At 37.2% G+C, this 19,790-nt stretch carries 12 protein-coding genes and 1 pseudogene; 9 read left to right on the top strand and 4 right to left on the bottom strand.

What is annotated here, in order from left to right; all coding sequences use genetic code 11:
* Positions 1-4 precede the first annotated feature (4 nt).
* From odhB to EZ428_RS00035, 6 genes are all read left to right on the top strand, one after another.
* Complete coding sequence (odhB, locus tag EZ428_RS00060; protein WP_131551075.1) at positions 5-1,216, top strand: 2-oxoglutarate dehydrogenase complex dihydrolipoyllysine-residue succinyltransferase; 1,212 nt, start codon at positions 5-7, stop codon at positions 1,214-1,216.
* A 73-nt stretch (positions 1,217-1,289) separates the two neighbouring features.
* Positions 1,290-1,994, top strand: coding sequence for a DUF2490 domain-containing protein (locus tag EZ428_RS00055; RefSeq protein WP_131551074.1), 705 nt, complete (start codon positions 1,290-1,292; stop codon positions 1,992-1,994).
* Between the two features lie 65 nt (positions 1,995-2,059).
* Entirely contained in the window at positions 2,060-2,950 is an 891-nt protein-coding gene (locus tag EZ428_RS00050; protein ID WP_131551073.1) for a hypothetical protein, read from the top strand.
* Positions 2,951-3,336: 386 nt separating this feature from the next.
* On the top strand, positions 3,337-5,163 hold the full coding sequence (locus EZ428_RS00045; RefSeq protein ID WP_131551072.1) for a hypothetical protein: 1,827 nt from the start codon (positions 3,337-3,339) through the stop codon (positions 5,161-5,163).
* Positions 5,164-5,244: 81 nt separating this feature from the next.
* Positions 5,245-8,667, top strand: coding sequence for a hypothetical protein (locus EZ428_RS00040; protein ID WP_131551071.1), 3,423 nt, complete (start codon positions 5,245-5,247; stop codon positions 8,665-8,667).
* A gap of 501 nt (positions 8,668-9,168) precedes the next feature.
* Positions 9,169-9,672, top strand: a complete 504-nt coding sequence (locus tag EZ428_RS00035) for a hypothetical protein (RefSeq protein ID WP_131551070.1) — start codon at positions 9,169-9,171, stop codon at positions 9,670-9,672.
* Between the two features lie 193 nt (positions 9,673-9,865).
* On the opposite strand, the gene EZ428_RS00030 is transcribed toward EZ428_RS00035, so the two are convergent.
* The 3 genes from EZ428_RS00030 to EZ428_RS00020 form a co-directional block, all read right to left on the bottom strand.
* Positions 9,866-10,603 (bottom strand): head GIN domain-containing protein, encoded by a 738-nt coding sequence (locus EZ428_RS00030; protein ID WP_131551069.1) that lies wholly within the window; start codon positions 10,601-10,603, stop codon positions 9,866-9,868.
* 138 nt (positions 10,604-10,741) lie between these two features.
* Positions 10,742-12,400, bottom strand: coding sequence for a M1 family metallopeptidase (locus tag EZ428_RS00025; protein WP_131551068.1), 1,659 nt, complete (start codon positions 12,398-12,400; stop codon positions 10,742-10,744).
* 9 nt (positions 12,401-12,409) lie between these two features.
* Positions 12,410-14,284 (bottom strand): CocE/NonD family hydrolase, encoded by a 1,875-nt coding sequence (locus EZ428_RS00020; RefSeq protein ID WP_205945626.1) that lies wholly within the window; start codon positions 14,282-14,284, stop codon positions 12,410-12,412.
* A 242-nt stretch (positions 14,285-14,526) separates the two neighbouring features.
* Here EZ428_RS00020 and lpdA point away from each other — a divergent pair, with 242 nt between their 5' ends.
* The 3 genes from lpdA (at position 14,527) to EZ428_RS00005 (ending at position 19,081) form a co-directional block, all read left to right on the top strand.
* Positions 14,527-15,933 (top strand): dihydrolipoyl dehydrogenase, encoded by a 1,407-nt coding sequence (gene lpdA, locus EZ428_RS00015; protein ID WP_131551066.1) that lies wholly within the window; start codon positions 14,527-14,529, stop codon positions 15,931-15,933.
* A gap of 151 nt (positions 15,934-16,084) precedes the next feature.
* Complete coding sequence (locus EZ428_RS00010) at positions 16,085-17,620, top strand: choice-of-anchor I family protein (protein ID WP_131551065.1); 1,536 nt, start codon at positions 16,085-16,087, stop codon at positions 17,618-17,620.
* Positions 17,621-17,890: 270 nt separating this feature from the next.
* Positions 17,891-19,081, top strand: a complete 1,191-nt coding sequence (locus EZ428_RS00005) for an MFS transporter (RefSeq protein WP_131551064.1) — start codon at positions 17,891-17,893, stop codon at positions 19,079-19,081.
* Between the two features lie 479 nt (positions 19,082-19,560).
* Here the strand turns inward: EZ428_RS00005 and EZ428_RS24060 are convergent.
* Positions 19,561-19,790 (bottom strand): annotated as a pseudogene (locus EZ428_RS24060) (hypothetical protein); the annotation flags it as partial.

The following is a 19,790-nucleotide window of genomic DNA, read 5'->3' as shown; positions in this document are numbered from 1 at the left end:
AGATATGGGTTTAGAAATAAAAGTTCCGCCAGTTGGCGAATCGATTACAGAAGTAGTTTTATCACGTTGGGTTAAAAACGATGGGGATTTTGTTGAAATGGACGAAATCATCGCAGAGTTAGAATCTGATAAGGCAACATTCGAATTAACAGCAGAAAAAGCAGGAACTTTAAAAATTGTAGCTGCCGAAGGCGATACTTTACCAATTGGAGCAGTAGTTTGTTCAATTGAAGAAGGTGGAGCAGCTGCAGCACCAGCAAAAACTGAAACTCCAGCAGCACCAGTTGCTGATAAGGTTAGTGCACCAGTTGCTGAAAAATCCGGCGAAAGCTATGCAACTGGAACTCCATCGCCATCAGCTGCTAAAATTTTGGCAGAAAAAGGTGTTGATGCAGGCGTAGTAAAAGGAACAGGTGTTGATGGTAGAATTACCAAAGAGGATGCTTTAAAGTCCGAAAGTCCGAAAGCTACTAGTCCGAAAGCTGCAACTACTCCAGCTCCAGCAGTTGCAGGTTCTAGAGGTGAACGTAGAGAAAAAATGTCGCCTTTACGTAAAACAGTTGCTAAACGTTTAGTAACTGTTAAAAATGAAACAGCAATGTTAACCACATTTAATGAGGTAAACATGAAGCCAATCATGGACTTAAGGGCTAAGTATAAAGACCAATTTAAAGAGAAACATGGTGTTGGTTTAGGGTTCATGAGTTTCTTTACTAAAGCAGTTTGTGAAGCAGCTAAAGACTTCCCTGCGGTTAATGCTCGTATAGAAGGTGAAGAAGTTGTTTACAATGATTTTGTGGATGTTTCTATCGCAGTTTCTGCACCAAAAGGATTGGTTGTTCCAATTATTAGAAATGCAGAAAGCATGAGCTTGGCACAGATTGAAAAAACTGTAATTGAATTGGCTACAAAAGCAAGAGATAGCAAATTGACAATTGACGAAATGACAGGTGGAACATTTACAATCACCAATGGTGGTGTATTTGGTTCGATGATGTCTACTCCAATTATCAATGCACCTCAATCTGCAATTTTAGGAATGCACAATATTATTGAGCGCCCAATTGCCGAGAATAAAGAAGTAGTTATTCGTCCGATGATGTACATTGCCTTATCTTACGACCACAGAATTATCGACGGTCGTGAGTCTGTTGGCTTCTTGGTAAGAGTTAAACAATTATTAGAAGATCCTGCTAGATTATTACTGGGCGTATAATTAAAATATAAATTTATTGGCCCTAATGTTTTGCATTAGGGCTTTTTTTTGAACTTCTTTTTAGAAAGATTAAATGAAGAAAATAATACTAAGTTTATTGCTTTTGATGGCAATGGGAAAGTTGTCGGCACAAACTACAATACAAAATTCTGGGTGGCTATTTTTATTGAATAGTACGAAATTGAGTGAAAAATGGGGCTTGCATTTAGATGTACAAGTACGTTCTTCAGATAACTGGGAATATGTTAGAAATGTATTGGTAAGACCAGGGATAACTTATTACATTAACGATAGAAATAATGTAACAGCTGGTTATTTATATGCAACTACTGATACTCGATTAATAGGAACTTCAAATACCGTTTTAACAGAGAATAGGATTTGGGAACAGTATATTTTTACCCATAAACTAAAATCAAGTTTTGTAAGCCATAGGGCGAGATTAGAGCAACGCTTCATAGAACAAACCAATGGTGATGAAATCTTTGCGCAACGATTCCGTTATTTTGTCAGGTTATTGCAGCCCTTGCAAGGCAAGGTAGATGTTTTTAGCAAGGGACCTTTTGTTGCATTGCAAAATGAAGTATTTTTGAATGTACAGAACAAAGAACTTCTAAACAACAGTTTGTTCGATCAAAATAGGCTATACATAGCTGGTGGTTATCGTTTCTCTAAACATATAGATTTGGAAGCAGGATATTTAAACCAATATATAAATGGGTCGGCTAGAAATACCTCAAATAGAGTTGCTCAATTGGCCTTGTACACAAGGTTTTAATGAATTAAAAGTCATTTTTATAGTTTTAAGTTGTTAAAAGAATGTTTTTAATCACCTTTGGATAAATGAAACGTTCATCTATACTAATATTTGCTTTACTATTCGGTAGAAAAGTTAGCGCCCAAGAAATCATTACCCCTCCAGTTAATCAGCCAAAAATTGGCAAAAGCCTTTTTAACAATACTGTTAGCAGGAACTTTTCTCGTAAAGGTGAATGGTTTGTACATTGGGGATGGAATTTTTCATGGTACGATACTAGCGACTTAAATTTCAAAGGTCCGGGATATAATTTCACTTTAAAAAATATTACCGCGAAAGATAGACCATCGGAAATTTCTACAGATTATATTAATCCTTTAGAGCTAACTACGCCACAATTCAATTTCCGTTTCGGCTATTTTATTAAGGATAATTATAGTATTTCGTTAGGGTGGGACCATATGAAATACGTAATGGATGTGCCTCAAACAGTAAATGTAGATGGTTATATCAGTGCTACGATTTCTAATCCAGCTATACCTACAGGTGCTTATGCAGGCACCTATAACAATACGCCGTTAACTGTTAAGGCTGATATGTTGAAGTTTGAGCATACGGATGGTTTTAATTATGTAAGCACAGAATTAGAACGTTATGATGACATCTGGGTAGCTAAATCTCAAAAAAACATGTTAACGATGGAAACTGGTGTGGGAGTTGGTTTAATGATACCTAGAACTGATGTGCGCTTGTTCGGAGTTGGCGAAAATAACTTCTGGAATATAGCTGGTTACGGCATTTCTGCAAAGGCAGGATTGAAGTTTCACTTCACTAAAAAGTTCTATCTTCAAAATACAACAAAGGTTGGATTTACCGACTTATCTGCCATTCACACCACAGGAAGAGATGATTTAGACGGAGCAAGCCAAACAATAAGATATTTGGAAAACTTTACGGCCTTGGGATTTCAGTTTTAGAATGTTAGACACATAGTTTTTCTCGGTTTTTTCTGATAATTTAATTTTTATGGCATTCTTTTAAAGGTGTGGCAAACCCTGCTGTCCCTTATTTTTCATTCTGTAGCCTAAAGGAATATAATTTAACTTTTTAAATATGATTTCATAACCAAGATTATGCTTCTTTGATGCTAAATCTTATAAGCAAAGTTAACTTACAAAGGGTTGATTGAGGTAAGAATTAGCTATATCTATGGTTTTATTATGCCCTAAAATAGGTGATAATAAAGCTATTTTTACCCTTTTGATTCTTTTGTTTTAGTTTGAGATTTGGGTTAACCCATCGGATTTTTATCTCAATGTCTTCTAGGTTAATAAATTATTGAAAATTTAAACCAAAACTCCTTATGAGTGCTTCTCAATCAAATCTGTCAGATCCTAAGTATGGATATGATATGGTAGTTGCAACTACCCAAACTGCTATAAACGCGACAATGAAAGAATGGCTTTCTAAATATGTTGGTAAGCCTTTTATCCAAGCCTATGTATTTAACCCAGAAACAGAATCACCAATCATTAGTGATTTTGACAAATTAAGGGAAAAGTTAGGATTTGATCCTTTCGAGATCCCAGAAGATACACCAACAACAGATCCCCGTTTTGCTAAACTTAAAGAGGAGATGTTTATGTTTGCTTTTATAGTTGAAATTGGATTGCCCAAATTTGATTTGGATAAAATCCCTGCTGTCATCGAGTTTAATAAAGAGGGTTCGTATGTAACCTACAACATGGTTTGCAAAACTTTTAAGATCATCGCAATTGAGCAGCCAACCTACGGTAAACCCAAATGGATTAACCTTGACCAAGCTAAATGTGATGCGCCTTGGGTATTCAGTTTTATGGTAGATCTTGATATGCGAACAGACAATATCCACAACCACATGCATGAACTGCCGGAAGAAACGCAAAAAGATATTAAAAATCTTGGCGAAGATATGTTCAGTATGCAACAGCTTTTTCTTGATTTGAATAGTGCTGGTATGAGTGATCAGCCCTTAATTTCAGGACTGGATAAACAAAGTGCTGCCTATTTTTACCTGACCACATTTTTTATACAAGGATACATCAATGATATCGGTAAAACTGGCGGAGTGATGTTGGGCTTTAGTGTAGTTTCAAAAGAACCATTTCCGAAAAATGTATCTGTGATCCCAACTGATATGAATTTCGAAATTTGCTCTTACAGAGATGAAGCAGGAAAGCCTACTAAAGATTACAATGCCTATACGCTTAATTACCTCATTATGGCTAAAAATAACTTGATGCCAGCACCGGTACAGTTTACATGGAATTGGGTTGAGAAAGAAAGGGTAAGGGAACATGCAGGTGTAATGGCTGTAAATCGAGGTACATTTATTGCATTTTTGAGCCACCTGTTATCACCCAACTTACATTATACTTCTAAACAACCAAAAGTAAGATTTCATTGTGATTGTATTAAATCTACATTTTATTGGGATTTTGTAAATGACGATACCGTAAAAACGTATAACATTGTTAACAATGGCAGTGCCCATATTTTAACTTATAACTATAGCAAACATGATTCAAGCAGTGATACTACCTATTGTGGGGTTTATGGTACGTGGGGTAATATGAGTGCTAGCTATTCTGTGCAATCAGATATTTTTTTAGAGGCGACAAAGATCCGTACCGAAACGACAATTACGGTTCACATGCACTTGAATTCAATGTCGGCCGTTGCTGATGGTAACTTTGCAAAGTACAAAGCAACAACAGTTTATGCAATAGGAGTTGATGAATATGGCTCATTAACCGTTGATCAGGCTGAACCACAAGTTGATGATCAATCTGAATCAATCAGTACAAGTTTCTGGTCTAAGTTTATCAGTATGGGACAAATTGATGGAATGATTGAGAAGGTTAAAGGGAACATCAAGCCAATGGTTGAAAAATTGATCACAAATGAATCGAAAAATATCAAACAGATGTTAAATGGTTCTAGATCATGGGTTTTCCCAGGTGGGAAAACATTTGTTTTTAGAGAAGCGGCCTTTTCTGATTTTCAAGATCTAACATCAAAAGTATTGTATGTTGAACCCAATGCTACTAAGAAGGAGATCGCTATCCTGCTAAAACAGGCAAGTGAAGAAGATGCTCGAATGGATGCAGAAATTGCAAAATGCAAACAGCTAAAATCGGAGCCTGCATAGCCTTTATCATAAGGCATCCAAACGGTTTGTTTTATCAGATCGATGCCTTTGTTCATTTTTAACAAGACTAATTTTATCAAAATGTCAGAAAAAAAAATTACCTACTCTACAGAGTTAATGGTGAATTTTAAACAAACTACAGTAGTTTCGCCGCAAAAAAAATTTCAGGCATTACAAACTACTGAAGGTAATGCACTACTTTTTTCAATTAGCACCGATAATGTATTTTTTCTAACCGAACAAATACCTGGTACAAAAAGTGGCTGGGCACAGGCCGATTTAAGTAGTGGTTTAACAACGGTCCAGGGCAACGCAGCCATCAAAGTTAAAACCTTTGCGGTATCACAAAACTTTAGCAGTAAAAAAATTGATCTAGCGATAGCAGTTACCATCAATGAGAAAGATTATCTATATCTATCGCTTAATAATCCAGCCTCAGCGGCAGCAATTACTCCCGAAAATGTGAACTGGATGCTTGTTCCCTATGATGATCCTAGCCAGAAGGACATTAAAGTGCAGATTGAACACCTTTACATCGCCGAATCCAAAACCGAACAGTATATTGTTGTAGATATTTCGCGAAAAACATTCGCACTTCCTTCCAACTTTTTAGAACGTTATTATATCGATACCAATAAAAAGAAGGGAAAGTATTGGTGTAACCTTGTAATGGGGGGCGATCTTGATCCCGGAGTTCAGAGTTGCCTAGGCAGAAAAAAAGATGCTAGGGTTGATGCAATTTATACTTTAGGTGCCATTAATGGCAGAAAGGAACTGCTTTATGCTCCATTATATAATCCCTTTGATCCTGAGGCACCGCCAACAATTACTAGGTTAACTATGCCAGCTAGCGCTAGTGCTATAGCTGTTGCAGCTACTGAACATGGAGAAACTGACCTGTTTGTTGCGGCAGATAAAGCCTTGTATTATTTTGCAACTGACAATCAAAAAAATGATGCAAAAGGTGTGCAGATTCAACAGAGTGACCTGTTTGAAGGTGTTACCCATCTATTTGCATTTGCAACTACCGACCAATTTGTAATTTGGGGGATGAACCGTGCAAATCAGATTTTTTATACCTCTTGCCTCAGAGAAAATATAAACAAAGCTACATTCTGGACTTATCCTTTACCCATCCTTACAGGTGTAAATCAACTTTCTCCATACCTTAACATCACCGATTCTGCCAATACATTTTTTGCAGTAGCTGGTAATCAATTGAAAAAGGCCGTTCAATCACCAGAAACCAGTTTATGGAATTTTGAAGATATTTCCCTAAAACCGCCTGTAAACGAAAAGGCCAAGAGTATCAGTTCGTATACTACCCGAATTCAGCTTACAGACGGCAATGATCAAACCCTACCCGATAAAACTTTATATCTACAAGCGAGTGCCAGAATGCCGGTAACCGTTAATAATTTATATTATGTGTTAACACCAACTCCAATTCCTGTAGTTACAGATTCGTCAGGCGTAATTACCGTGATTGATGAGGTTGAAGACATATCAGGTATCCAGTTGATTATTTCTGACGAAGCTGGTACGTCGGTGGCAATTAATCCAATGGAAAAAGTGATCAATAAAATAGGAGCGCTTAATACTGGTGATAAACTTAAAGATGCGACCATTACCAATCCAGATGGAAGCTCCAAAAAACTCGTGACATCAGATGTGAGTAGTGATGATTTGGCAGCAGTGGCAAAATCAAACATCAATATCCATAAAGCCTATAAAAACGTTTCGGATAGTATGTTCAAGGCTAGACCAGGTTTATTGCTGCAGATGAATGCCAACGGTGGGAATGTGATGTACCTGGAAGGTTATGGAAATACGATTCTATCTGATATTGGAGATCTTTTTAGATGGCTTGAATCTGGTATTAGCCATATTGTGGATGTAATCTATGATGCAGCTTCGAGCGCATGGAGATTTGTAGTAGAAATTGCCGGGAAAGTTTATCAAGGTATACTTGATTGCGTTGAAAAAGTAGTTAGTGCCGTTAAATGGTTATATGATGCCATTAAAACTGCTATTGAAGATCTGATCAAATACCTTGAGTTTTTGTTTGCATGGAAAGATATTTCACGAACAAAAGGCGTTTTGAAACACCTGACCAAATTGTACCTTCAGCATGAAGTAAATCAGATTGCTTCAACAAAAACAAAGTTTGATACAGAAATGCAGAACTTGGTAACCGCCGTTAACGATTGGGCAGGTATGGGCAATTTTAATGGGCTTGGAGATTCTGCAACTTCACCTACTAACGCTGGATCAAAGCCGTCCGAGGGACAGGATGCGCCCAGCAGTTTACTTTCCACACATTTTCAGGAAAATGCTGGCAATGTAGTTACCCAGTGGTTGCAATCAACAGTAGAACCGAACAAAACGCCAATCGATATTTTTGTAGATGTTTTGGTAAAACAAGGTGTTATCTTGGAGAAGGTAATGCACCAGGTACAACGTTTGGCAGAAGACTACGCTAACTTAACTTTGGAAGAAATCCTTAAAAGAATTATTGGCATTGTGGTAAGTGGAGTTTTAGAAACTACACGGAATATAGTGGGAACCATATTTGATGTGATTGCAGAATTGGCAAATGCAGCCCTAGAGATTTTAGATGCTCCAATCTATGTGCCTGTGCTCAGTGATATTCTCGAATATTTTGGTGTTCCAAAATTGTCGATATTAGACCTGATCTGTTATATTGCCGCAGTACCAGTTACTTTAGGTTACAAAATTGCATATGGTGATGCACCATTTAAAGACGACGAATATTCTGCTTTTTTACAAAGTGCCAAAACGTTGGAGGAAGTAAAAGCCGCTATTCGGAAGCCTCAAACTGACTTGATCACTGATCCAAATTCATCATCCATTATATTCCCCGCAGAATACGACAAAGCGATCTATATACTTTGCCATACCGGGTGTGGAATTGCTACCTTTTTATATGCAGCCGTTTCTGCTAAGGAAGCCTCATCAAGGTCAAATGAAGATGAGTGGGGCACATGGTCTGCGGTATTGGGTTTTTTAGCTGCAGCAACCAATGGTGTTGCGGGTGTGCTTGTGCCTTTGGTGCCTATTAAAAATTCGGCTGTTTCAATTGTGAATACTGCTACAACAGGTATTAGCATACTTTGTAAGTTGATTTTTAGTGGGCCGGGCCAAAGTTATTTTGGTTCAAGCCAAGGAATTTCTGGAGTGCTAAGAGTTAATGATGGTAGGGCAACAGGAGCAATTTTTAATTTGATACTCATTTTGCCGGCATTAACCTGTTCTGTTTTTCACTTTCAGGAAATGGCCAATGAAAAGTCAAGTTCAGAACGGACTGCTTCTATACTTGAAGAAACCAGTAACGTTACTTCATATATTAGTAGAGCCAGTTATTCTATTGCGGTAAACATAGATGAGCCAGATGCAAAAGCAGCAGCGGTAACTGTAATGACAGTTGCCAATGTATGTACAGGAGGTTTGCAAATTGCTACAGCTATTGCTGGATCTTTTTAGAAAAGGGATCTTATGTTTTTATAAAGCTGTCTCAAATTAAACAATTGAGGCAGCTTTTAATTTATTTATCCTCTATAGCTAATGGCTTTCCTTTATTCTTTGAGCATCATAAGACCATCAAAAACTCTATATTCAAAACGTAACAAAAGTTAGATTTATTGATTTATCGGCCATTCATACTACTGGAAGAGATGATTTAGATGGCGCTAGCCAAACGATTATGTATTTAGAGAATTTACAGCATTGGGATTTCAATTTAAGGTTTAGCCGCATTCGCAGCTTTATTTTTTTGTTGGCGATAATACCACCCATATGTTAAATAATAGTTAGCCGCAGATTCGCAGATTTTAAAGACAAGAAAATTTAATACTCCCTTGTAGTAAGTATGTTAGTATACCCACTAACCGAATGAAAAAATACGGTTAAGGTGGTATTGTTCACTTTTTCAAATAGCTGTTCCTTAGTGATATAGTTATTTATCACAAACATTTATTATTGAAGATGAAAACAATATTAAAAACATCGCTATTTGCATTAACTGCATTAGTTATTCTTTTTACACCGGGTTGTAAAAAAGACGGAGAAGATGAAATCATTCCAAATACAGTAATTGCTGGGAATTGGAAACTAGGAGCCAATAGCTATAAAGTAGCTTATACAAGTAAAGGCGCCACATCTGGAGGGGGAAGCACTGGAGTGATTGCAATTTTTGCAGACGCCATTCTAACAAGCCCAACCGTAAACACATTAAATCTTATTTTTAAAACTACTCCAACCGCTGGTGGAACTTATCAATTGGTTGGTATTGGAGCATCTACAACAGATAAACACGTTGAACTTTTTGCAGGTAATTCAACAACAGTTTACGCTTATATCGGTACACCAATTAATATTGAGGTAACGGTTACAGGTGGAAAGGTAAAGGTTGTTATACCTGAAGTTTCTGTTAAGGCTACTACTGGTTCATCTGATGTAAAACTCTCTGCAACTGTTCAAGAATTGTAAGGGCAATAAATCTATTGGTCTTGTGGTTGGTATTATTATTCTTGTGGTGATAATGCCAACCAAAGTTCAGCCTGAAGAAAGGAGATTGCCACGCCCTGTGAAAAACAGAGGCTCGCAATGACGCATACTAAACGAAAAAAGCTTCCCGGTAAATTTGGGAAGCTTGAGCTTTTTCTTGTGTGTGTTAAAAGCGTTATATTTTTCTTACTCGGCCAGAGCCAATTACTCTTTGTTCAACTGTAGCGTTGCCACTGTAATTAATATTACCAGAGCCACTAACTACAGCATCGATATGGTCTTCTGCATTAACATTTACTGAGCCAGAGCCACTAATTACTGATGATAATGAGCCTACAGACAAACCTTTCTTAGTAAGTGAACCAGAGCCGCTAATGGTAACTGTTGCTTTATCAGCTTTGCCAGAGATATTTAAATTTCCAGAGCCACTTATTACACCAGTATAGCTATCAACATCTATTGCTGCGGTAATATTGCCAGAACCACTTAAGGTAGAAGCTAAGCTTGTTCCTTTTATGTTTCCTTTAACAGACATAGTTCCGTTACCACTCATCGTTAAACTGCGAATTGTTTTTGCCGAAACATAGGCTGTTATTTTTTTATTCTCGTATTTTCTAGCCCAGCTAGTCCAGCTATTTTGGGGTCTAATTACTAAAACATTGCCTTTTACTTCGGTAATTAAAGTAGCTATAGCATCTGCATCACCTTCAAATCTTAAACTTTCTGTAGTTCCTAAAGTAATTACTACATCGATTGGTCCACCAGCAGCAACACCATTGAAATTTTTTACATCTCTATCTTCTTTTTTGAATTTAGATTTGCCAATAACTATAGGATAAGCTGCCAATATAGGCTCAAGGTTCAAGCAAGCAAGAACCAAAATAAAGCTAAATGATAGGAATATTTTCTTCATGGTTTTAATGTTTTCTTATAAGACGAGTGTTGTAAGGTAAAAGTTGCATGGCGAGGAAAAAAAAGTTTAATTGGTTAATTGTTTAACTGTTTAACTGTACAATGTACTTAACCAATTAATCGATTTATACAGTTAACCCTACTCTCCCTTCTTAGTCTTTACATAAAAATTCTTTTCAGTTTTAAAATTATCCATAGTTACTGATGCATCAATCTTAATCGTTTTCCAATCGTTTGTTGGTTTAATTAAAGTGTATTCATCCGCTTTTAATGAAACCTTAACAGGCATATCAAATCCAGTCACATCGGTTATCCAACGATAAGATAATACGCCATTATTAATTTTATATTCTAATACCGGAATTTTTGAATAGCGTAAGTATTGGTCGAAAACTTTATCTAATTTCAATCCACTCTGTTTAGCAATATAAGCCTCAACCTCTGCAGATGTTGTGGTTTTATGATAGAAAGTACTATTCAACCCTCTCAATATGCTTCTGAACTTTTCATCATCATTAACCAATTGGCGAATGGTATGTATTAAGTTAGCACCTTTTGGATACATATCACCATCGCCTTCTTTGTTTACGTTGTATGGGCCAATTACAGGTGAGCGGTTGCCAATTCCTTTGCGTAAGCCAATTAAATAGGCTTCTCCAGCTTTTTTACCCTGGGTAGATTCAGTAAATAGTGCTTCAGAATAAGTGGTAAAACCTTCATGCACCCACATATCGGCAATATCTTTTGTGGTAATATTATTGGCAAACCATTCGTGGCCACTTTCGTGAACAGTAATGTAATCCCATTTTAAACCATAACCAGTTCCAGACATATCACCGCCTAAATAACCTTTTTTAAATTGATTGCCGTAAGCAACCGCACTTTGATGTTCCATACCTAAGTGTGGTGCTTGAACTAATTTATAGCCATCTTTATACCAAGGATAGGGGCCAAACCAATGTTCAAAAGATTCAATCATTGGTTTTACATCAGCATCCCAATGTGGACGAGCAACTGCACTATCTTCTTTTAGCGACCAAAAGTCTAACGTTAAAGGTCCTTTCTCACCATTGTAGGTGTCAGTCCAATGTGCGTATTTGCCAATGTAAAATGATACGGTATAATTGTTAATTGGATTAGCAACAAACCAATTGTGTTGTTTATAGCCATCTGGTTTTTCTACAATGCTACGTAAACGACCATTAGAAACTTCATCCAAATCTTTTGGAACAGAGATGCTAATTAGCATACTATCAACCTCATCGCTTTGATGGTCTTTGTTAGGCCACCAAACGCTAGCACCTAAACCTTGGCAAGCAACTGAAACAAACGGATTACCAGATTTATCTTTTTTGAAAATAAAACCGCCATCCCAAGGTGGGTTACGAGCAATTGGCGGATTGCCATTATACCAAACCGTAAAACTATCCTTGCTTCCTTTTTTAATGGTTTTTGGGAAGGTTACAAACACAGCCCCAAATTCGCGAGTGTATGGGACTTCTGCTCCTTTATAAATGATTTTATCGATTTTTAGGTTCGCAAACAGATCAAATTGTAACTTGTTAAAATCTTGCGTAGCTGTAAACTTAAATTCATTACTGCCACTTACAGATTTATCATCCATATTAATTTTCACATCTAAATGGTAATAATTAATATTATAACACATGCGCAAAGGCGTAAGCATTCCTCGTAAGGTGTCCGCTCTTGTGTATGTCTTTTTACTAGCCATTAACTGTGCACTTACATCATAGTTGGCTAAAAAAAGAACTAAGATTAAGAGAATGATCTTCTTCATTTGGTGTTATTATGGTTTTAGAACGTTCACTGTTAGGAATGAACTATTATTGGTGTCATGATAAATTTTATGGATAGCTTTTTGGAAATCTGCAGGTTGTGCTTGGTAAATATCCATAAACTTTTGAGGGTTTCTATCTGCCAAAGGGAACCAAGAATTTTGAATTTGAATCATGATCTTGTGCCCTTTTTTGAAAGTATGTGCTACATCTGGGAGGGGATAGTTAACTTTTGTGATTGCACCAGGAACAAATGCTTCAGGTTTTTCGAAACTATTGCGATATTTTCCACGCATAATTTCACCACGAACCAACATTTGGTAGCCACCCATAATTAAGTTTTTAGGGTTTGGTGCTGGGTTTGGCGCATCTTCTGGATAAACATCAATCAGTTTTACGACATAATCTGCATCTGTTCCAGTTGTAGATACTACAAGATTAGCTAAAACTGGCCCGGTTAAAGTAATGTCTTCGGTTAAGGCATCTGTTTGATAAACTTTTACATCTGGTCTGCGAGCTGCAAAACGTTGGTCATCTATCATATATTCCCTTGTCCTTCTGTCTTGCACGCCATCCTGATAAGGAACTGGAGCATTTGGGTCACTAACATATTCATCCCAGCTATCTGTTCTGCCAACTTTTGTAAAAGCCAACTTCCCGTTAGGGTGTAAATATAAATTTCTGCTTTCTGTTTCTGCTGGTGGCCAAGTTTTAAATTTCTTCCATTCATTGCTGCCCGTTACAAAAATGTTAGCTTCTGCAGCATTAAAATTGCCTTCACCTTTTAAATAGAATTTGAAAAATGGAAGCTCAATGTTCTGTTGGTAATACGTGCTTGTTGGCTGACCAAATTGAATATCGCCAAAGTATGAACCATCGCTGCGAACCCAGCCACCATGATACCAAGGTCCGGCAACTAAAATATTATTAGCGCCAGGATTTTGTTTTTCGATAGCTTTATAGGTAGCAAATGTTCCATAAGCATCTTCTGCATCAAAAAAACCTCCCACAACCATTACCGCAGGTTTTACATTAGTTAAATGAGGTAAAATTACCCTAGCTTTCCAAAAGGTATCTAAGTTTGGATGTTTAAATAAGTCATTCCAAAATTTAATACTATCTGCAAAATACTTGTCTTTTAGGTTTTTAATCGAACCAGCTTCTAAATAAAAACGATAATTATCTTTTATTGGAAATACCAATCCTTTTGGGCCTTTATCTGGCGTAATAGGTTTTGGACGAGGTACACCAAAGCTACTCATGAATCTAAAAGCATCATTTAAGAATAACACGCCTCTGTGATGAAAATCATCACCCATGAACCAATCTGTTACAGGCGCTTGAGGAGAAACAGCTTTTAATGCAGGGTGTGCATTAGGTAGGGAGGTTGTAGAGTAAAAGCCAGGATAAGAAATACCTGAAATACCAGCTTTGCCATTGTTGTTCTGAATGTTTTTAACCAACCAATCTATGGTGTCGTAGGTATCTGTGCTTTCATCAATTGCTTTGCTGCCTTTTTGTGTGGTTTGCGGCCTAACATCCTCAAACGTTCCCTCACTCATCCATTTACCACGTACATCTTGATAAACAAAAATAAAACCTTCTCTCATCAAGGCAGGAAAAGTACCTAAGCTCAATTTATACTTATCCTCGCCATATGGTGCAACAGTATAAGGTGTACGCGAAATTAAAAAAGGATATTTTTTAGTTTGGTCTTTAGGTAAATAAATAGATGTAAAGAGTTTCACACCATCACGCATCACAATTTGTCGTTCTAGTTTAGTGTAATGACTTCTTACATAGGCAGAATCAGTTTCTTGCGCATCTAAATTAGATGCCGTGAAAACCGAGAATAACAGGAGGGCTGAAAGTATAAAACGCTTCATCATTTTATGGGGTTTTTTATAAAGTATAAATATATTAACTGTAACATGTATTCCGTAGGAAGTATCAAGATTGTGATGGAATAGAGTATTGAGATATGCGTATTGCGTATTGAGATTAATTTCAACAATCAAGCAATCTAACAATTCAACAATCTCTCCCCGAACTTTACAACCTTCCAACATTTCAACTTTACAACAATAAAACTAATCCGTAACTTAGCCACATAAAAATTAAAAAAGATATGCAATACGATGTAGTTGTAATTGGTTCCGGTCCGGGCGGTTATGTAGGTGCCATTCGCTGTGCACAATTAGGTTTGAAAACAGCAGTAGTAGAAAAATATAAGACTTATGGCGGCACTTGCCTAAATGTAGGTTGTATTCCGTCAAAAGCTTTGTTAGATTCTTCTGAGCATTTCCATAACGCTGCACATTCTTTTACAACTCATGGTATCAACTTAAAAGATTTAAAAGTTGACATGAAACAAATGATTGCTCGTAAAGATGATGTTGTTTCTCAAAATACTGCTGGTATCACTTATCTTTTTAAGAAAAATAAAATTGATGCATTTGAAGGTGTAGGCTCATTTGTAGATAAAAACACCATCTTGGTTACTAAAGCTGATGGTTCTACAGAAACATTATCAGCTAAAAATGTAATCATTGCAACTGGTTCAAAACCTACTGCATTGCCTTTTTTACCAATCGATAAAAAACGTATCATTACTTCTACAGAAGCTTTAAACATTAAAGAAGTTCCAAAAACGATGGTCGTTATTGGTGGTGGCGTAATTGGTTTAGAATTAGGCTCTGTTTATGCTCGTTTAGGAACGAAAGTTTCTGTAATTGAGTTCATGCCATCTATCATTGCTACAATGGATGCCGGTTTAGGTAAAGAATTACAACGTGTTTTAAAGAAATCTTTAGGAATGGAATTCTTTATGGGACACAAAGTTACTGGAGCAACCACTAAAGGCAAAACAGTAACCGTTACTGCAGACAATGCTAAAGGTGAAGCTGTATCATTCGAAGCAGATTACTGCATTGTAGCGGTTGGAAGAACTGCATATAGCGAAGGTTTAGGTTTAGATAAAATAGGAATTACAGTTGAAGAAAGAGGCAAGAAAATCCCTGTAAACGCACATTTGGAAACATCAGTTCCTGGTGTTTATGCCATTGGCGATGTAATTACTGGTGCCATGCTAGCTCACAAAGCTGAAGACGAAGGTATTTATGTAGCTGAAACTATTGCTGGACAAAAACCACACATTAATTATAACTTAATTCCAGGAGTAGTTTACACTTGGCCAGAGGTTGCTTCAGTTGGACAAACTGAAGAGCAATTAAAAACTGCTGGTGTGAAATATAAAACTGGTTCATTCCCTTTCAAAGCAAGTGGAAGAGCAAAGGCAAGTATGGATACAGATGGTTTTGTTAAAGTTTTAGCAGATGAAAAAACTGATGAAGTTCTAGGCGTACACATGATTGGTCCTCGTGCTGCAGATATGATTGCCGAAGCTGTTGTTGCAATGGAATTCCGTGCATCTGCAGAAGACATTGCAAGAATTTGTCACGCTCACCCAACTTATACAGAAGCTTTAAAAGAAGCTGCAATGGCGGCAACCGAGAATAGAGCGATACATATATAAGATGTGAGAAGCTAGATTTGAGATATGAGATTAAAAGCCAGTATTAATTACTGGCTTTTTTTATGGTCAAAAATTAATATAAAGATAACCTATAGCAAATATAGGTTTGAGCGACAGGGAATATTTTTGCGGTTAGATAAACAGATAAAAAATGACCCTGAAAACGAAACTATTTACTGCGCTTGCATTTTTTGCAATTGCAATTACATCTTGTAAAAAGAACAACCCATTAATCCCAATTAATGTAGATACTGAAGAAATAGTCCCTGAAAAAATCGATAGTTTTTCTGAAATAGCAATGATTGACTTAGGTGGAGCAACGGCTTCGGAAATATCGGCTTACGACCCATCAACCAAAAAATTATTTGTGGTTAGTAATGATGGTGGTACAAAAGTAGAAGTAGTAGATTTAAGTGCTTACCCAACCGTTACTAAATCAAGAACGTTAACTTATGCAAGTAACGCAGGCATAAATAGTGTAGCGGTAAGCAATGGCTTATTGGCAATTGCATTAAACGGTGTAACGCCTCAATCCAATGGTGATATCGTAGTGTTAAAAACATCAGACTTGTCAGAAGTAAAAAAGATTAGCGTTGGTGCTATGCCAGATATGGTAACTTTTAGTCCAGATGGTAGTTATATCATTTCAGCAAACGAAGGCGAACCTAATACCGACTACACAATCGATCCAGAAGGAACTATCTCAATTATCGATGTAAAAAATAATTATACTGTTAAAACATTTGGTTTTGCTGATTTTGTAGTTGATAAAGCAAAACTTGTAGTAGCAGGTTTAAGAATTTACGGCCCAAATGCTAGCTTTGTACAAGATATTGAGCCAGAATATGTTGCGGTATCAGCAGATTCAAAAAAAGCATTTGTAACCTTGCAAGAAAATAACGCGGTAGCAGAGGTAGATATCGTTGCTGGGAAAGTAACTAAAATAACCCCATTGGGCACAAGAGATATTAGTCTTGCAGATAATGCTTGGGATGTAAGTGATAAAGATGCTAAGGTTGGTCAACTAGGCACTTGGCCGATTAAGGCTTTCTATTTGCCAGATGCAATTTCATACTTTTCAGTTAATGACAACCAATATTTAGCCTTGGCTAATGAAGGCGATACTCGTGCTTGGGCAGGCTTTAACGAAGAGGTAAGGGTAAAAGACCTAACATTAGATCCAGTTAAATTTCCTACAGCTGCCACATTAAAGTTAGATGCTAACCTTGGCAGATTAACCGTAACTAGAGCTTATGGAGATATTGATGGTGATGGAGATTTTGATGAATTGTATGCCACAGGAGGTAGAAGTGTAAGTATTATTAATGCAGTAACAGGTATATTAGTTGCCAATATTGGTAAAGATTTAGAACAACGCGTTATTAATGCAGGTAAATATGATGATGATCGTTCAGATAATAAAGGGGTTGAAGTTGAAGGGGTTACAGTTGCCAAAGTAAACGGAAAAACTTTAGCCTTTATTGGTATGGAGCGATCTTATATGGTTGCCATTTATGATATTAGTATTCCAAGCAAACCTACATTTGTACAGCTTTTTCAAACAGGAGAAGAACCAGAGGGTATAATGTTTGTAAAACCAAAAGATAGTCCAAATGGTAGAAGTTTGCTAATTGTGTCAAGCGAAAAAGATGGAACGGTTAGGTTTTATCAACCTAATAAATTGTAATAAAAAGAGTCTGGAAGACCTTGCCAAAGGCATCCCTTTGGGAAAAGTTTTAAAGTCCGGAAAAGATAAATTTCATTAAAAGCCAGTAAGCAATTACTGGCTTTTCTGTTATTGAGCTATAAGTCTGAGCTTCCCGACACTTCGGGAAGCTCAGACTGACATTACACTTATTATATCCAAATGATAAAAACCGCTTTCTTTTACCATTAGATTTCAAGAACTTTGTCCCGAAGGGATGCCTTTGGCATAAATTATTTTCCCTAACTCATTATGTCAGAAATTATAGAAGCGCCAGTTCTTCAAAACCCTTTTCAAGACCATCCTTACAGCAAGAAAAGAGTAAGACTAGCGGTTTCCTTATTCTACTTCGGACAAGGAATTGTTTTTGCTTCTTGGGCAAGCCGTATTCCAGATTTAAAGGCATCAATGCAACTTTCAGATGCAGCGTTAGGAAGTATTTTACTGGCATTGCCAGTAGGACAATTGTTAACCATGCCTATCTCTGGTAGGTTAACCACTATTTTTGGAAGCAGAAGGATGTTAACCATAGCAACGCCTCTTTACGCATTAGCCTTAACTTTTATAGGCTTGGCAACTGCTGGTTGGCAATTAGCATTATGTTTATTTCTATTTGGCGTGTCAGGTAACCTATGTAACATTGCTTTAAATACACAAGGCGTTTCTGGAGAAAAATACTACGGTAAACCCATTATGACATCCTTTCACGGCGCTTGGAGTGTTGGTGGTTTTTCAGGAGCTTTAATTGGTTTATTAATGATTAACCTTGAGCTTTCTCCCTACATTCACTTCTGTATAATCGCTTTATTGGCTTGGATGCATATTGCCATTAATTATCGCTATTTATTGGGCGGCCAAAAACCAACTTCGACAGAAAAATCAAAGCTGTTTACAAAACCTCAAGGGGTCTTAGTTCAACTAGGTATTATTGGTTTTTGTAGCATGGCAACAGAAGGGGCAATGTTCGATTGGAGTGGCGTTTACTTTAAAGATATAGTAAAAGCGCCGCAAGCCTTGGTCATTTTAGGTTATACTTCTTTCATGATCATGATGGCGACAGGTAGATTCCTTGGAGATAAAGTAATAGCACGTTACGGACGAAAAAGATTATTACAAGTAAGTGGTGTAATTATCTCCATTGGAATGTTTACTTCTGTTATTTTCCCATTTTTAATACCTTCTGTTATTGGATTTATGCTGGTTGGTATCGGTGTTTCCGGTATTGTGCCTATGGTTTATAGTATTGCTGGTACAAATACCAAAGTTTCTCCAGGTATTGCCATCGCCATGGTTTCTGGGGTAAGTTATTTCGGTTTTTTAATGGGACCACCATTAATCGGTTACATTTCTGCTCTGTCGAGCTTACGTTATTCTTACGCGGTTATTGGCTGCTTCGGATTATTGATTACAGCAATTGTTGCTAAGATTAGTGCGATTAAATAGAATTGAGTAGAGCGTATTGCGATTAGGGTTTGAAAAACATTGTCAGTAGTTTTTGGCTAATGCAGTCCTGCTTTCAGCTTTAGTCTTTTCGCTTTCAGCTCAAGAGCTATCGCTTCAATCAGGTTTATTTAACAGAGGCAGTAGTTCTTGGCAGCTTGCAACCCTAAATTTTGCACAGACCTTGGTATGCTAAACCTGCCTGTCACGGCAGGCAGTCGGGATAGCAGCGGATCCCGATGTTAAATCGGGAGAAGCAATAGCCCGACTAACGTGAATTTGACTGCTACACTTGCTTTTCAAATACCTTATGGCAATTAATAATTCAGGTCTTAGTTTGGGTTGGTGAGGACACGGAAAGAAGTTTGTCTTCGACTCCCGAAGATTCTGTGTTAATATCCAAATGTTTTTTCTAATTTTATTTCTTCAAAGGCAGCTTTAAGCTAGCCTCATTAGAGCAGTTCATTTATGTAATGGCTGCTCTAACCATTTAATGCTTCTGGCACTTCTATTCTTACATAATCCCTGTCAAAGGGCTTGTCTGTCTTAAAGATGGTGTAGATTAGCTCAAGTATTTTTCTCTGCACCGCTACCACTGACTTCATTTTTATGCCATGGCCCGATACCAGGCGGACAAAGAGCATCTTATGCTCCCTGTTATGTCTTATTGCCGCCAGGGCTGGCATGTGCATCGCCTTTCTCAGGTGCCTGT

The sequence above is a fragment of the Pedobacter frigiditerrae genome (assembly GCF_004331645.1).
Classification (GTDB): Bacteria; Bacteroidota; Bacteroidia; order Sphingobacteriales; family Sphingobacteriaceae; genus Pedobacter; species Pedobacter frigiditerrae.
The sequence above is the reverse complement of the archived record's forward strand: the minus strand, read 5'-3'. Positions and strand labels throughout refer to the sequence as shown.